General features: G+C 72.9%; 14 protein-coding genes. 8 read left to right on the top strand and 6 right to left on the bottom strand.

Annotation, left to right across the window (positions count from 1 at the left end; genetic code table 11):
- Positions 1-20: 20 nt before the first annotated feature.
- Positions 21-458 carry a hypothetical protein gene (locus SPRI_RS31185; protein ID WP_005320310.1) on the bottom strand — a complete coding sequence of 146 codons (438 nt, stop codon included), beginning with the start codon at positions 456-458 and terminating at the stop codon, positions 21-23.
- 141 nt (positions 459-599) lie between these two features.
- Here SPRI_RS31185 and SPRI_RS31180 point away from each other — a divergent pair, with 141 nt between their 5' ends.
- Complete coding sequence (locus SPRI_RS31180) at positions 600-1,757, top strand: ROK family transcriptional regulator (protein ID WP_005320309.1); 1,158 nt, start codon at positions 600-602, stop codon at positions 1,755-1,757.
- Between the two features lie 118 nt (positions 1,758-1,875).
- Here SPRI_RS31180 and SPRI_RS31175 read toward each other — a convergent pair whose 3' ends face one another.
- Complete coding sequence (locus SPRI_RS31175) at positions 1,876-2,640, bottom strand: GntR family transcriptional regulator (RefSeq protein ID WP_005320307.1); 765 nt, start codon at positions 2,638-2,640, stop codon at positions 1,876-1,878.
- 249 nt (positions 2,641-2,889) lie between these two features.
- Positions 2,890-3,783, bottom strand: coding sequence for an RNA polymerase sigma-70 factor (locus tag SPRI_RS31170; protein WP_037775326.1), 894 nt, complete (start codon positions 3,781-3,783; stop codon positions 2,890-2,892).
- A 216-nt stretch (positions 3,784-3,999) separates the two neighbouring features.
- On the opposite strand from SPRI_RS31170, the gene SPRI_RS31165 reads away from it, so the two are divergent.
- The 4 genes from SPRI_RS31165 (at position 4,000) to SPRI_RS31150 (ending at position 8,859) form a co-directional block, all read left to right on the top strand.
- Positions 4,000-4,830, top strand: a complete 831-nt coding sequence (locus tag SPRI_RS31165) for an alpha/beta fold hydrolase (RefSeq protein ID WP_037775325.1) — start codon at positions 4,000-4,002, stop codon at positions 4,828-4,830.
- A 334-nt stretch (positions 4,831-5,164) separates the two neighbouring features.
- On the top strand, positions 5,165-5,539 hold the full coding sequence (locus tag SPRI_RS31160; RefSeq protein WP_037775324.1) for a hypothetical protein: 375 nt from the start codon (positions 5,165-5,167) through the stop codon (positions 5,537-5,539).
- Between the two features lie 149 nt (positions 5,540-5,688).
- On the top strand, positions 5,689-7,272 hold the full coding sequence (locus SPRI_RS31155; protein ID WP_005320301.1) for an alkaline phosphatase D family protein: 1,584 nt from the start codon (positions 5,689-5,691) through the stop codon (positions 7,270-7,272).
- Positions 7,273-7,455: 183 nt separating this feature from the next.
- The gene (locus SPRI_RS31150) at positions 7,456-8,859 is read left to right on the top strand and encodes a GNAT family N-acetyltransferase (RefSeq protein ID WP_005320299.1); all 1,404 of its coding nucleotides are present in this window, start codon (positions 7,456-7,458) and stop codon (positions 8,857-8,859) included.
- Here SPRI_RS31150 and SPRI_RS31145 read toward each other — a convergent pair.
- Positions 8,777-9,994 carry a trans-sulfuration enzyme family protein gene (locus SPRI_RS31145; RefSeq protein ID WP_005320297.1) on the bottom strand — a complete coding sequence of 406 codons (1,218 nt, stop codon included), beginning with the start codon at positions 9,992-9,994 and terminating at the stop codon, positions 8,777-8,779. The genes SPRI_RS31150 and SPRI_RS31145 overlap by 83 nt on opposite strands.
- Before the next feature lie 59 nt (positions 9,995-10,053).
- On the opposite strand from SPRI_RS31145, the gene SPRI_RS31140 reads away from it, so the two are divergent.
- On the top strand, positions 10,054-10,542 hold the full coding sequence (locus SPRI_RS31140; RefSeq protein ID WP_005320296.1) for an Lrp/AsnC family transcriptional regulator: 489 nt from the start codon (positions 10,054-10,056) through the stop codon (positions 10,540-10,542).
- 77 nt (positions 10,543-10,619) lie between these two features.
- The gene (locus SPRI_RS31135) at positions 10,620-12,308 is read left to right on the top strand and encodes a DUF885 domain-containing protein (RefSeq protein ID WP_005320295.1); all 1,689 of its coding nucleotides are present in this window, start codon (positions 10,620-10,622) and stop codon (positions 12,306-12,308) included.
- Positions 12,309-12,642: 334 nt separating this feature from the next.
- On the opposite strand, the gene SPRI_RS31130 is transcribed toward SPRI_RS31135, so the two are convergent.
- A complete protein-coding gene (locus SPRI_RS31130) occupies positions 12,643-13,494 on the bottom strand; it encodes an SDR family oxidoreductase (RefSeq protein WP_005320294.1) in 852 nt (283 codons plus the stop codon).
- A 109-nt stretch (positions 13,495-13,603) separates the two neighbouring features.
- Between SPRI_RS31130 and SPRI_RS31125 the strand changes: the two genes are divergently transcribed.
- The gene (locus SPRI_RS31125) at positions 13,604-14,386 is read left to right on the top strand and encodes an ATP-grasp domain-containing protein (protein WP_053557544.1); all 783 of its coding nucleotides are present in this window, start codon (positions 13,604-13,606) and stop codon (positions 14,384-14,386) included.
- A gap of 221 nt (positions 14,387-14,607) precedes the next feature.
- On the opposite strand, the gene SPRI_RS31120 is transcribed toward SPRI_RS31125, so the two are convergent.
- On the bottom strand, positions 14,608-15,108 hold the full coding sequence (locus tag SPRI_RS31120) for a rhodanese-like domain-containing protein (RefSeq protein WP_053557543.1): 501 nt from the start codon (positions 15,106-15,108) through the stop codon (positions 14,608-14,610).
- Between the last annotated feature and the right edge of the window lie 77 nt (positions 15,109-15,185).

Genomic DNA, 15,185 nt, shown 5'->3' with positions numbered 1-15,185 from the left:
GACACGCCGCGACGAACGCCTCAGGGCGGGTCGACGTCCGTGACGACCGCTATCAGCCGGTGCTCGTCCTCGCCTTCGGCGCGTGAGACGCCCACGGCTATCCAATGGCCCTCGACCCGCCAGAGGTGCAGGTCCTCGACGCGGTGGCTCAGCTCGCCCCACGGCGGCGGGACCGCCTCTCCGCAGATCGTCCCGATGAACACCGACCACAGGGCGAACCACTGGCCCTCCCCCCAACGGCTGCTCAGCGCCCCCACCAGCGCCTCGCACTCCGCCTCGTACGGCTCGCGCGACCGGCCTTCCGCCCGCTCGGTGGCGTCCACGCCGTCCGCCGGCGTGGGCAGCTCCGCCAGGTGGTAGCCGGGGCCGCTGTCGCCGAGCTCCGACCTGCCGCGCCGGGTGGGGAACGCCCGGCCGCGCAGCCGGTCTATCGCGGCCAGGTGCTGTGCCGTGGTCATGCCTCCATTGAACCTGCCGCCACTGACAGTTGGCACACCGTCACCCGCCCTCCGACCACCCCGTCCCCCTCCCGTGACGCGACGCGCCGCCGGCAGCGAGTACGATCCGGCCAACACGGGGCACGAACTGGGAGGACACACGTGGGGCGGCTGACCGGCGGGGACCCGTCGCTGCTGCGGCGGATCAACTCCGCGGTGGTACTCCATTCCTTGCGCGGCACGGATTCCTCCACGCTCACCGACCTGACCCGGATCACCGGTCTGTCGCGGCCCACGGTCGAGGGTGTGGTCGAGGGCCTGATCGAGACCGGGCTGGTCGTCGAGTTCGTTCCCGAGGAGGGCGAGGCACGCAAACAGGGGCGGCCGGCGCGGCGGTTCAGGTTCCGTGCGGAGGCCGGGCACCTGCTGGGCATCGAGATCGGGGCCCACCGGGTGGCCGCGCTGCTCTCGGGGCTCGACGGGCGCATCATCGGGGCCGGTTCGCGGGACGTCTCGGAACGGGCCGGTGCCGACGACCGGCTGGAGCGGGTCCGGGCCGTCGTCGCCGACCTGCTGCGGCGGACCGGTGTGGCGCGGAGCGGTCTGCGCGCGGTGGGCGTCGGCTCACCGGGGATCGTGGAGGCGGACGGGACCGTACGGCTCTCCACGGCGCTGCCCGGCTGGACGGGGCTTCCGCTGGGCGAGCGGCTGCGCAGGTCGTTCCGGTGTCCGGTGCTGGTGGAGAACGACGCCAACGCGGCGGCGGTGGCCGAGCACTGGAAGGGCGCGGCGACGGACTCCGACGACATCGTGTTCGTGCTCGCCGGCCTCAGTCCCGGTGCGGGATCGCTCATCGGCGGGCGGCTGCACCGCGGTTACGGCGGGGCGGCGGGCGAGATCGGCGCGCTGCACCTGCTGGGCCGCGACGAGACGCCGGAGAAGCTGCTGTCGACGACCGGGGAGCCGCTGCACCCGCTGGACGAGCAGGCGGTGGCCGACGTGTTCGCCCTGGCCAAGAGCGGCGACGAGGGCGCGCTGGCGGCCGTCGAACGGTTCAACAAGCGACTGGTGCACGATGTGGCGGCGCTGGTGCTGGCTCTCGATCCGGAGCTGGTCGTGATCGGCGGCTGGGCCGCCGGACTGGACGGCGTGCTGCCTCCGCTGCGCGACGAGCTGGCGCGGTACTGCCTGCGGCCGCCGCGGGTGGCGCTGTCCATGCTGGGCGAGGCGGCGGTGGCGACCGGCGCGCTGCGGCTGGCGCTGGACCACGTGGAGGAGCAGCTCTTCGCCGTCGAGGGCACGGTGACGGCCCGCCGGTGAGCAGCGCGGCTGGCCCTGGTCCGCCGAGGGGCGTGTGAGCGTTGCGGGGACGCTGCCCGCCCGGTCGCCGTGTTCGCGGCGGACCGGGGCGGGCGGAGTCGGACCCGGGTCCGGTGGCTCAGGACGCGCGGCGCTGCTGACCCTCGTGGCTGATCTCGACGTCGCCGGTGTCGCCGAAGGTGAGGCGGCAGGTGTCGGCGCGGTACGTCGCGACGGAGACCGCTGCGGTGCGTCCCTCGGAGAAGTACCGGGTGGTGACGACGAGGACGGGCGCTCCGGGCAGCCGGTCCAGTTCCCTGGCGTCGACGGCGCCCGCGGAGCCGAGCTCGACGGCACGGTCCTGGCCCTCGAGGTCGAGGCGCTGCAGTTCGCGCAGGACGCTGCGGGCGAGGGCCGGGCCGGACGGCGCCTCGATGGCGGGGAGGTCGGGCACCGACGAGGACGGCACGTAGAGCAGTTCGGCGGCGACGGGCTGGCCGTGGTTCACCCTCAGCCGGCGCACGGTGTGCACCTCTTCGTCCGCCTCGGTGTCGAGCAGCCGGGCCACGGCCGCCGACGGCACGGCCACGGTGCACTCGGCCGCCTGCCAGGCGTCGTGGCCGGTGCCGGGCCAGTCCTGGCGCGAGGTGGTCACGTCGACGCCCACGCGCGGCGGGGCGACGGTCGTGCCGACGCCTCGGCGGCGCTGGAGGCGGCCTTCGAGCTCGAGCTGCTCGAGCGCCTGCCTGAGGGTGGCGCGGGCGACGCCGAAGCGTGCGGCGAGGTCGCGTTCGTTCGGCAGGATCTCGCCGACGGTGAAGTCGGTGTCGAGTGCTTCGGCAAGCACGGTCTTCAGGTGCCAGTACTTGGGCTCCTGCACCGTTTCCAGCTGCGTGGTCCCCACCCTGATCCTCCGCAATCGCCGTGTCAGCGGCGGCTTTTCCGCGCCCTTGTTTATTAAAGGTTCCTGCACTATCCCTGCGACCATAGGACGGGCCTCCCCCTTGGTCAAGACCAATCATGCGGATGTAACGCTCCGCAGCGGCCCGGATTCGCACAGCGTTCACGCGGCCTTCGTACTGAGCGCGGCCGGACAGCGCAAGACCCCGCGACCGGATTACGACCACGGGGTCCGACGTGCGAAGAAGGGGCCTCAGTCCGTGCGGGGCCCGGCGAAGGCGAGGAGCTTGTCGGGGTTCCGGACGATGTAGACGCATTGGATGCGGCCGTCCAGCACTTCCACCTGCATGATGCTGTCCGGCTTGCCCCCGGACAGGACGAGGAGCGCCGGCGCCCCGTTGACCTCGACGAAGCGGACCTCCGGGTCCGGAACCGACTGCTGCGAGATGGCGACGAGGAAGCGTCCGACCTTGTCCGCGCTCTGCATGACACGAAGGGGCGCCTTGGACTTGCCGCCGCTGTCGCCGACCAGCCGCACGTCCGGGGCGAGGATGGAGAGCAGCCCTTCCAGGTCGCCCCCGGAGGCGGCGGACAGGAACCGCTCCGTGAGGTCGCGGCATTCGGCCGGATCCACGTCGAACCGGTGCTTGCGCTCCTCCACGTGCTTGCGCGCGCGTCCGGCGAGTTGGCGTACGGCCGCCTCCGACTTCTCGAGCGTGGTGGCGATCTCGGCGTAGGGGAAGCCGAACGCCTCGCGGAGCACGAACACGGCTCGCTCCAGCGGCGAGAGCGATTCGAGGACGACGAGGACGGCGAGCGACACGGATTCGGCGAGCACCGCCCGTTCCGCCGTGTCGGGGACCGAGGGACCGAAGTCGGTGACGATGGGCTCCGGCAGCCACGGTCCGACGTACGACTCCCGACGGGACTGCACGTGCCGCAGGCGGTCGATCGCGAGGCGGGTGGTGATCCGTACGAGGTAGCCGCGAGGCTCCTTCACGTCGTCGCGCCGGTCGGCCGACCAGCGCAGCCAGGCCTCCTGCACCACGTCCTCCGCGTCGGCGATCCGGCCGAGCATGCGGTAGGCCACGCCGGTCAGCACGGGCCGGTGTTCTTCGAAGAGGTCGGTCACGGTGTCTGTTGCCACCCGTCAATCCCAGCCGACGGCGGGCCGACTGTCCAGCAGGTTCCGGTGCGACGCGGGCTGCATCCGCTCTCTCCGCTGTCGGGGACCTCGGTGGCCCCGCCACGGGCGCGGCCCCGAGCCGGACGCGTACGTCACGGCCGGCCTCTTGAACTCCAAGCTACCGGGCGGTAATTGTTACTGACAGCCTGTCTACCCCAGCGCAGGGAGCGTGCAGTCATGGCCGCAGAGATCTCGTTCTCCGTCGAGACCGCCAGGGGCAGCCGCACGCTGTCCGTCACCTACGAGCGCAGGGGCGCCGGCGAGCCGCTGCTGCTGCTCCACGGCATCGGTCACCACTGGCAGGCCTGGGAGCCGGTGATGGGCATACTCGCCGCCGACCGCGACGTGATCGCGGTCGACCTGCCGGGCTTCGGCGCCTCGCCCGCGCTGCCGGACGGCCTCCCCTACGATCTCGCGACGGTGTCGACGGTGCTCGACGCTTTCTGCAGGGCTCTCGGCGTCGAGCGGCCCCACGTCGCCGGGAACTCCCTCGGCGGGCTGCTCGCCCTCGAGTTGGGCCGCGAGAAGCTGGTCCGCTCGGTGACCGCGCTCTCCCCGGCCGGCTTCTGGTCGGAGGCGGAGCGGCGTTACGCCTTCACCACCCTGCGGGCCATGCGGGTGGGGGCACGCTCACTGCCGCTGCCGGTGATCGAGCGGCTGTCCCGGTCGGCCGCGGGGCGTACGGCGCTGGTGAGCACCATCTACGCGCGGCCCGGCCGCCGTTCGCCCGAGGCAGCCGTCGCGGAGACGCGCGCCCTGCGCGGGGCGACCGGATTCCACCAGACGCTCGCGGCCGGCGGCGGTGTGCTGTTCGGCGACGACGTCCGCGACGTTCCCGTCACCATCGCCTGGGGCACCAAGGACCGGCTGCTGCTGCGCCGCCAGGGCGTGCGCGCCAAGTACGTCATCCCCCGCGCCCGGCTCGTCAGGCTGCCCGGCTGCGGGCACGTCCCGATGAGCGACGACCCGGCGCTCGTGGCGCGCGTGCTGCTCGACGGCAGCGCCTGATCCCGTCCGGTGGCGCCGGCCACCGGCCGGCCCGCCCGGCGCCGTGCGGCAGATGCCGCCGGCGACCGGTCCCGCGCCCGTGCGGCGGGCATCCCGACGAGGAGCAGTTGGCTCCCCTGATGCCGGTCACAGCGCCGGTTCGTCGGCAACGCCTCGCACGAACTGCGTACGCCGCTGGCCTCGGCGACCGGCCCGGCGGCCGGTGATGGACGGGACGCCACCCGCGGCATGGAGAATGACCTTGCGCCGCGCGGCACGAGACGCAGGCGGCTGCGCGGGAGACGAGTGAAGCACCCCGACCGCCCGACGGCGGCGGGACGGAAACGGAGCCGTGATGGATCAGCAGCACTTCTCGGAGATCACCTCGTTCCTCGAGGACCGGCTCCGCCCTCTCTTCGATCCGGAGAACGGCAGCGAGCACGGCTTCGGCATGGACGACACCTCGCGTGCCCTGCGTGCGCTGCTCGGTGCCGTCAGGAGCGCGGCGGCCGTGCAGGGGGTCTGCGAACAGCGCGCCACGGCCGACGCGGAGTTGAGGCGAGTCGTCGACCAGACGCTGGCGCACCACTGGGACCAGCTGGTGGGCATCGCCCGGCACTGGGAGGACCATCCCGACTTCCGCCCCGCGTTCAAGCGCGGTTCCTGGGACTTCGAGCCCGAGCCGGCCGCAGCGGGCGAGGGCCGGGACCCGGCGGCGCGGCAGGTCTGACCGGGCGGCGTGGCGCGACGCCCCGCGTCGGGCCCGGCCACGACGCTCCTGGGGGCGCGGCGTGTCGTTCACCCGCCGTTCGCACAACGGACGCGGCCTGACGCTAGGCATGGCTCGGCACACCGGCCGAACCGCCTGGAGGCGCAGCAATGTCACAGACCCCGCAGAGTTCTCCCCCCGCCCGCCGTTCCGTCCTGCGCGGCACGGTGGCCGCCTCCGCCGCGCTGGCGCTGCCCGCCGTGGGCGCGGCTCCGGCGCTCGCGCTGAGCGGACGGCCGCGTGCGGCCTGGGGCGTGCAGACCGGTGACGTCACGGCCACCTCCGGGCTGGTGTGGGTGCGTTCCGACCGGCCCGCACGGATGATCGTGGAGACGTCGGCGACCGGCTCGTTCCGGCGCGCCCGCAGGTGGGACGGCCCGCTGCTCGGACCGGGGACCGACTTCACCGGGACGACGGCTTTGCGCGGCCTGCCCGCCGGCCGGCAGGTGCACTACCGGGTCACGCTCGCCGATCCGGACGATTACCGCCGTACCGGCGAGGCGGTGTACGGGACGTTCCGTACCGCGCCGGCGAACCGCCGGCGCGGCGTGCGGTTCCTGTGGTCGGGCGACATCGCCGGGCAGGGCTGGGGCATCAACCCCGACATCGGCGGCTACCGGGCGTACGAGGAGATGCGCCGTCTGGACCCGGACTTCTTCCTGTGCAGCGGGGACACCGTGTACGCCGACGGTCCGCTCGTGCCGAGCGTGACGCTGCCGGACGGGCGGGTGTGGCGCAACGTGGTCACACAGGAGAAGTCGAAGGTCGCCGAGACGCTCGACGAGTACCGGGGCAACTTCCGGTACAACCTGCTCGACGAGAACGTCCGCCGGTTCAACGCGCAGGTGCCCACGATCGTGCAGTGGGACGACCACGAGGTGCGCAACAACTGGTACCCGGGGCAGATCCTCGACGACGCCCGGTACACCGAGAAGGACGTGGACGTCCTCGCGCGGCGTTCGATGCGCGCGTTCGCCGAGTACTTCCCCGTCAGCACGCTCTCCACCTCCGGGCACGGGACCGAGGGGCGTATGCACCGGGTGGTCCGCCACGGGCCGCTGCTCGACGTGTTCGTGCTGGACATGCGCACCTACCGCGACGCCAACTCGCCGAACCGGCGGGCGGACGAGGGCGAGGGCATCCTCGGTGCCGCGCAGCTCGCGTGGCTGAAGCGGGAACTGGACCGGTCGAACGCGGTGTGGAAGGTGATCGCCGCCGACATGCCGCTCGGTCTCGTGGTGCCGGACGGCTCCGCGAACTTCGAGGCCGTGGCACAGGGCGATCCCGGCGCACCGCTGGGGCGCGAGCTGCAGATCGCCGAACTGCTGCGGCACATCAAGCACCGCCGGATCACGGGCACGGTGTGGCTGACCGCCGATGTGCACTACACCTCGGCCCAGCACTACGCGCCCGAGCGCGCCGCCTTCAAGGATTTTGCGCCGTTCTGGGAGTTCGTCTCCGGGCCGCTGGCCGCCGGCGGATTTCCGGCGAACGCGCTGGACGGGACGTTCGGTCCCGACCGGGTCTTCGTGCGGGCGCCGCAACGGGCGAACGTGTCTCCGATGGAGTCTCCGCAGTATTTCGGGGAGGTCGACATCGACGGCGACAGCGGCGAGCTGACGGTGCGGCTGCGCGCCGAGGGCGGAACGGTGCTGTTCGCCAAGACACTTCAGCCTGGGCGTGTCGGCCAGTGACGGGACCCGGCGCGGATCCCGCGGACGCGTACCGGAGCGGAAACCGGTACGTATTGCACCATGGAAGCGAACACTGCACGCCAGAATCGGCCAAAACCGGCCGATAGCGCTCCAGATAGGCGCTTAACCCATCAGTCACAAAGCGTTCGTGATCACGCAACACCGGTCGGTCACAGTGAAGCCATGACAGATGTGACTTCCGCGAAGAGCGCCCGCCGTCCGCACCACTGGCGGCGGGACCTCGTCGAACTGGCCGCCATGTTCACCGCCGTCGCGGTCGCCGACACCATCGCCAAACTGATCGGGCACACTCCCGACGGGCCGTTCCTGCTCATCGCCTCCGCGGTGGCGCTGGCCGCGACGGCCACGTTCCACACATGGTGGGCACGGCGCCACAGTCATGCGCCTCCTCCGTCCGGGGCGGCCGTCGACACCCCGGCCACGTCCGAGGGGACAGCCGGGGAGCAGAGGCCCCGCGAGAGCGCCCTGTGGCGGATGCGCACCACCGTCAAAGACACCCCCGGCAGCCTCGCCGCCCTGTGCAACGCCCTGGCCCGGCTCGACGTCGACATCCTGACGCTGCAGACCCATCCGCTGGCCGAGGGGACGGTCGACGAGTTCCTGCTGCGGGCGCCGGCGTCCCTCCAGGCACCGCAGCTCACGCGCGAGGTCGCCGCGGCCGGCGGCAGCGGCACCTGGACGGAGCGCGCCGACGCGCACGACCTCGTCGACACGCCCACCCGGGTGCTCGGCCTCGCCACCCGTACCGCCCTGGATGCCGCCGAACTCCCTTTGGCACTGAGGCAGTTGCTCGGCCGCTGCACCATCCGGTCCCGTCCGGCCGTGTCGCCGACGGGCCGTCCCACCGGGGAGATGCCCCCGGTCGAGGGCGTGCTCGAGGAGACGGTGATGCGCCTGCGTGACCCGAACGGCGGCGCGATCACCGTCGAGCGCGCCTATCTGCCCTTCACCCCGACCGAGTTCGCCCGCGCCCGCGCCCTGGTCGAACTCGACGCGCGGCTCGGGCCCCGCGTCCCCCGCAGCCAGGACATCCTCACCCTCCCCGAGGGCAACGAGATCTCCGTGCGCCGCGCCGACCAGGACGACATCGACGCGGCTCTCGCCATGCACGGACGCTGCTCCGCCCGGACGCTCGAGATGCGCTACCACGGCCCGGTCCGGGACGCGGACCGCTACCTCAACCACCTGCTGAGCCCGCGCTTCGGCCGGACACTGGCGGTGGAGACGGCCTCCGGCCGGCTCGTCGCCCTCGGCCACCTGCTGTGGGACGGCGACGAGACCGAGGTGGCGCTGCTCGTCGAGGACGACTGGCAGCGCCGCGGCATCGGCACGCAACTGCTGGAGCGACTGGTCGGCATGGCGGCCGAGGCCGGCTGCGACAGCGTGTACGCCGTCACCCGGTCGTCGAACACCGCGATGGTCGCCGCCATGCGCGGCCTCGGACTGCCGCTCGACTACCAGATCGAGGAGGGGACGCTGGTGGTCACCGCCCGACTGGATGCGGCTGCCGGCCGTCCGCGCTCCCGTTACGAGCGGACGGAGCCGACCGGGCAGGGCGAGCGCTGAGCGCCTCCGTCAGGTCACGCCACAGGTCCTCGACGTCCTCGAGACCGACCGACATCCGCAGCAGCCGGTCACTGACACCCGCCGAGCGCCGGTCGTTCACGTCGACGATCCGGTGGCTGATGGAAGCCGGGTGCTGGATCAGTGTGTCGACGCTGCCGAGGCTCACCGCCGGCGTGATCAGCCGTACCCCGGCGATCACGTCGTGCGGGTCGCCGTACACCTCGAAGGAGACCATCGCGCCGCCGATGCTCGGGTAGTGGACCCGGGCCACCCGCGGGTCGGTGGTGAGCCTGCGGGCGAGGTCGGCGGCCGTGGTGGACGCGGCCCGCACCCGCACCGGCAGCGTCGACAGCCCGCGCAGCAGCAGGTATCCGGCCATCGGGTGCAGCACGCCGCCGGTCGCGAAACGGACCTGGCGCAGCTTGCGGGCGAACTCCTCGTCGCAGGCGACCACACCGCCCATCACGTCGCCGTGGCCGCCGAGGTACTTGGTGGCGCTGTGCAGGACCAGCCGGGCACCCTCCTCCGCGGGGCGCTGGAGCACCGGGGTGGCGAAGGTGTTGTCGACGAGCAGCGGCACCGAGCCGCAGGCGTGCCGTACGGCCCGAAGGTCCACCTCGGCGAGCGTCGGGTTGGCCGGGGTCTCGACCATGACCAGTCCCGTGTCCGGCCGCAGGGCGTCGGCGATGCCGGCCGGGTCGGTCCAGGTGACCTCGGTGCCGAGGAGTCCGGCGTTCAGCAGATGGTCGCTGCAGCCGTACAACGGCCGGACGGCGACGACGTGGCGCAGGCCCATGCTCGCCCGCACCAGCAGCACGGCGGTCAGGGCCGCCATGCCGCTGGCGAACGCGACGGCGCTCTCCGTGCCCTCGAGCTTGGCGAGCGCCGTCTCGAACCGGGCGGTGGTGGGGTTGTCCAGCCGTGCGTAGACGGGCGGGCCCTCCGGCCGGGCTCCGGTCGTGGCGAACGCGTCGATCCGCGCGGCCTCGCCGGCGGCGTCGTACGACGGGTAGGTGGTCGACAGGTCGATCGGCGGGGCGTGCAGGCCGAGCTCCGCGAGATCCTCGCGTCCTGCGTGCACTGCATCGGTGGCCAGGGCCCGGGTCACGGGCACGGCCGAGGCTGCGTTCTCCATGGCCGCACTGTGAACAGTTACCGGGAGGTAGCGGGTGGCCTCCGTGCTACGTTCGGCGAATGGCTGATTCCGTCGCACTGGACCCGATCGATCTCCAGATTCTCCGCCTGCTTCAGAACGACGCCCGGACCACCTACCGGGACCTCGCGGCGGAGATCGGCGTGGCCCCCTCGACCTGTCTGGACCGGGTCACCAGACTCCGCCGCTCCGGCGTCATCCTCGGGCACCGCCTCGCCCTCGACCCGGCGCGCCTGGGCCGGGGGCTGCAGGCCCTGCTGTCGGTCCAGGTACGCCCGCACCGGCGCGAACTGATCGGCCCGTTCGTCGAACGCATCCGCGCACTTCCCGAGTCGCTGGCGCTGTTCCATCTGACCGGCCCCGACGACTACCTCGTCCACGTCGCGGTGACCGACATGGCGGACCTCCAGCGCCTGGTGCTCGACGAGTTCACCTCGCAGCGCGAGGTGGCCAGGGTCGAGACCCGCCTGATCTTCCAGCAGTGGGAGTGCGGGCCCCTGCTGCCCCCGGCGGCATCCGCGGGCGGATGATCCACTTCGAGCCGGATGTCAGGCGACCGGGGCCCAATGGTGGTGACGAGGGACGTGTTCGTACGAGGATGGGTCCCATGCCAGACACTTCCAGCAGCCCGCTGCCCCGTCAGGTCGCCGACGCCTACGTCGACGCACTCATCGAACTCGATCCGGCCCTCGGCACCTACCTGGGAATCAAGGAGAGCTCAGGGCTTCTCCCCGACTTCTCGCCCGCAGGGACCGAAGCGCTCGCCGACCTCGCCCGCGAGACCCTGGCCCGGCTCGACGACGCGGAGAAGCTGCCGGGCGCCGACAGTGACGTCGAGCGCCGCTGCGGACGGCTGCTGCGGGAGCGCCTCACCGCCGAACTCGCCGTCCACGACGCGCAGGAGAACCTGCGCGCCGTCAGCAACATCCACTCCCCCGCCCACACGGTCCGCGAGACGTTCACCGTCACTCCGGCGGAGACCGAAGAGGACTGGGCGGCGATCGCCGAGCGGCTGCGCGCCGTCCCCCGGGCGCTGGAAGGTTACCGCCGGTCCCTGGCCCTCGGTCTCGAGAAGAAGCTCTACGGCGGCCCGCGGGCCACGGCGACCTTCATCGAGCAGCTGACGGAGTGGAGCGGCGGCGACATCGGCCGCGGCTGGTTCGAGGAGTTCGCCGCCGCCGGCCCCGCCACGCTCCGCATGGAACTCGACGTCGCGGCCGGAGCGGCGACCCGGGCCGTGACGGAACTGCGCGACTGGATGCGCGACGTGTACGCCCCCGCCGTGGCGGACGCCCCGGACACCGTCGGCCGTGAGCGGTACGCCCGCTGGTCCCGCTACTTCAACGGCACCGACCTCGACCTCGACGAGGCCTACGCGTACGGCTGGTCCGAGTACCACCGGCTGCTCGGCGAGATGAAGAAGGAAGCGGAGAAGATCCTTCCCGGCGCGGGCCCCTGGGAGGCACTGGCCCACCTCGACGAGCACGGCGAGCACATCGAGGGCGAGGACGAGGTCCGGATCTGGCTCCAGAAGCTGATGGACGAGGCGATCGAGGCGCTCGACGGCACCCACTTCGAACTCGCCGAGCGGGTACGGAAGGTGGAGTCCCGGATCGCGCCGCCCGGCGGAGCCGCCGCGCCGTACTACACGGCCCCGTCGGAGGACTTCTCCCGGCCGGGACAGACGTGGCTGCCCACCATGGGGGCGACCCGGTTCCCCGTATACGACCTGGTGTCGACCTGGTACCACGAGGGCGTCCCCGGCCACCACCTGCAACTCGCCCAGTGGGCCCACGTCGCCGACCGGCTCTCCCGCTACCAGTCCTCCGTGGGAATGGTGAGCGCCAACGCCGAGGGCTGGGCGCTGTACGCGGAACGCCTGATGGACGAGCTGGGCTTCCTCAAGGACGCGGAACGGCGCCTCGGCTACCTGGACGCCCAGATGATGCGGGCCTGCCGGGTCATCGTCGACATCGGCATGCACCTCGAGCTGGAGATCCCGGCGGACTCGCCGTTCCACCCGGGCGAGCGGTGGACGCCGGAGCTGGCGCAGGAGTTCTTCGGCATGCACAGCGGCCGTCCTGCGGAGTTCGTGGAGAGCGAACTCACCCGGTACCTGTCGATGCCTGCCCAGGCCATCGGCTACAAGCTCGGCGAACGGGCCTGGCTCCTGGGCCGCGAGAACGCGCGCCGGGCGCACGGGGACGCGTTCGACGCGAAGGCATGGCACATGGCGGCACTCTCGCAGGGCTCGCTGGGGCTGGACGACCTGGTGGAGGAACTGTCCCGTCTGTGACGGCGGGGGCGGGGCGTTTACCTTCGCGGGGCCGTTCCCCTACCCGCCCCTCTCCCGAAACCGGGGCAGGCCCCGGACCCCGTACCGCGCTTCGCGCGGTGCCCTCGATCTCCCCCTACGGCCTGGCGGCCGCGGGGGTGCCCCCGGGCGGGCTGGATTTCGCTCCGCGGAATCAGCTGCGCCGGAGATCGAGGCGCGGGGGTCCGGTGGGGCCCCGCCGCCAGGCGTAGGGGGAGGAGCCCCCGCACCAGGTCCGGGCAGAGCCCGTTCCCGGGAAGGTGCGGGTGGGGAAAACGCCCCGCGCAGGGCCCCACCTCCGCCCGCCCGCACAGGGTCAGCGGCGGAACCCGCCCTCCGAGTCGATGACCTGCCCGGTGATCCACTCCGCCTCGTCCGTCGCCAGCCACGCGATCAGGCGCGCCGGATCGTCCGGCATGCCCCACCGCCCCGCCGGGAACATCGCCGCGACGGCCTCGTACGCCTCGCCGTCCAGGTAATCCGTGTCGACCGGGCCCGGGTTGACGCAGTTCACGGTCACGGCGAGGCCGGCGAGCGAGGTCGCCAGAGAGCGGGTCGCGGAGGCCAGCGCGCCCTTGGCTAAGGCGTAGGCGATCTCGCCGGGCATGCCGCCCCCGCTGTCCTGGCCGGAGGTCATCATGATGATCCGGCCGCCGGGCGTCCGCGCGGGCAGCGCGGCCCGCGACCGCGCGTACGCCTGGACGAGCAGCATCACGGAGCGTGCGTCGACCGCCCAGTGCGCGTCGAGCATGGCGGCGTCGAGCGCGTCCAGCGGACCGTCGAAGCCGCTCAGCGCGTGGTTGGCGACGAGGATGTCGAGACGGCCGCCGAGCGCGTCGGCGGCCGTCGCCAGCAGCTCGGCCGGGGCGTCGGCGTCGGACAGGTCCGCGGGGCCGTGGCACACGAGGGCCTCGGGGTCCCCGAGAGCTTCCCGCACGCCCGCGGCGACCGCTTCGGGCCCGCCGGGCTCCGCGCCCCACGGCTGGGCGGCGTCGTGCGGAACGTGGTGGTGGAGGTAGACGCTCGCGCCGTACGCGGCGAGGCGCCGGGCCACCGCGTAGCCGATGCCGCCGGTGCGGCTGGCTCCGGTGACAAGGGCGTTCCGGCCGCGCAGCGGGAGAGGGTCGCGGCGCAGCGACTCGGCGGAGGGTGAGGGCATCCTGGGCATGGCCATGCATCATGATCGATGCGTTGAGCGTTGTCATGCGGATTCCGGCACCGGGGCCGGGGGCGAAACCCGTTACCGCGGTGCGGGTCCGTACGGCACGCTTCGGGTCATGCGCACTCTCTTCCTCTCCCCCCGGATCACCGCCACGGGCAAGGCACTTGCGGTTGCCGCCGTCCGGCGGGGCATGCGTACCAGCACGCTGTACGACCGGCGGGTGCCGGAGGATTCCCAGGGCGTGCCGGGAGGCTCCCTCTACGCCGGTCCCCTCTTCGCGGACGCGGTGGCCGGCGACCTCGGACTCGGCCTGTTGGAGGCGCCGGAGGCATGGCTGGCGGGGCTTCCCCTGGAACTGACGTCCCGGCGGATCGAGTTGACGACGGTCGCGGAGGCCCGGGGGCTGCGCAGGCCGGCGTTCGTCAAGCCGCCCAACGACAAGAGTTTCCCTGCCAGGGTCTACCCCGACGGCAGTGGGCTGCCCGGCCCCGACGCGGTCGAGGACGACACTCCCGTGCTGGTCAGCGACATCGTGACGTTCACGGCCGAGTACCGGCTGTTCCTGCTCGACGGCGCGGTGGTGGCGGGCAGCCGGTACGCCGTGGGCGGCGAACTGGACGTTGCTCCGCTGGAGGAGGACCCGTGCCGGGAGCAGATCCTCGCCTTCGCCGCCCGGCTGGACCCTGCCGCCCTGCCGAGCGCGATCGTCGTCGACGTGGGGTCGGTCGACGGGGACTGGGCCGTCATCGAGGCCAACGCGGCGTGGGCGAGCGGCCATTACGCGAGCGACGAGGACGCCGTGCTCGACGTCGTCCTGCGGGCGGCCCGGCCGCGCGGGGAGATCCCGGCGAGGGACACCGGCTTCCTGCGGCCTTCTCCGGTCGTCGTGCGCCGTTGAGCGGGGGCCGCCCACCCGCTCGGCGGTGGCGGCCTCGTCTGCCGCCACCGGACTCCGCCCAGGGGCCCTCGGGCGCGCGCCGCGGGTGAACGGTCGTGCCTGTGGGCCGGCGCCTCGGTGCGCAGGCATGGGGCCGGTGCGCGCGGATGCGTGGCCCGGGTGCGCGGGCCCGCACCGGGCCCGGCGCACGGCCCCGTGTGCGCGGCCCGCACCCGCCCGGTTCAGCAGCCGCAGTCGGCCGCGTCGACCGGAGCGGTGAGCGGGTCGGCGTCGCGGACCGCGCGGCCCTCCCAGGTCTCGTACTCGAAGCCCTCCCTGACCCAGTACTCGAAGCCGCCGAGCATCTCCTTGACCTGGAAGCCCAGTCGGGCGAGGGCGAAGGCCGCGCGGGTCGCTCCGTTGCAGCCGGGGCCCCAGCAGTAGGTGACGACCGGCACGGACCTGTCGAGGAGTTGCCCGGCCTGCTCCGGGACGAGGGCGGTCGGCAGGTGCACCGCGCCAGGGACGTGGCCCTGGTCCCAGGACTCGGTGGAGCGGGAGTCCAGGACGACGAACCCGGGGTCGCCTCCGGCGGCCAGCGCGGCCGCGACGTCGGAGACGTCGGCGTGGAAGGCCAGGCTCGCGCCGAAGTACGCGGCCGCGGCGGCCGGGTCGGCGGGCGGCACCCGCAGGACGGGGTTCGCCGTCCGGGTCACGGGGGTGTTGCTCTGCGTGGTGGTCATGTCCGAAAACCTACGGTCGGTGATCGTCTCCAGGAAGTGGGATTCCCCGGCGTTCGGCTTGATCGGCCGGGCGATCC

This window comes from Streptomyces pristinaespiralis (assembly GCF_001278075.1).
Classification (GTDB): Bacteria; Actinomycetota; Actinomycetes; order Streptomycetales; family Streptomycetaceae; genus Streptomyces; species Streptomyces pristinaespiralis.
This window is presented reverse-complemented; position numbering and strand designations above follow the sequence as displayed.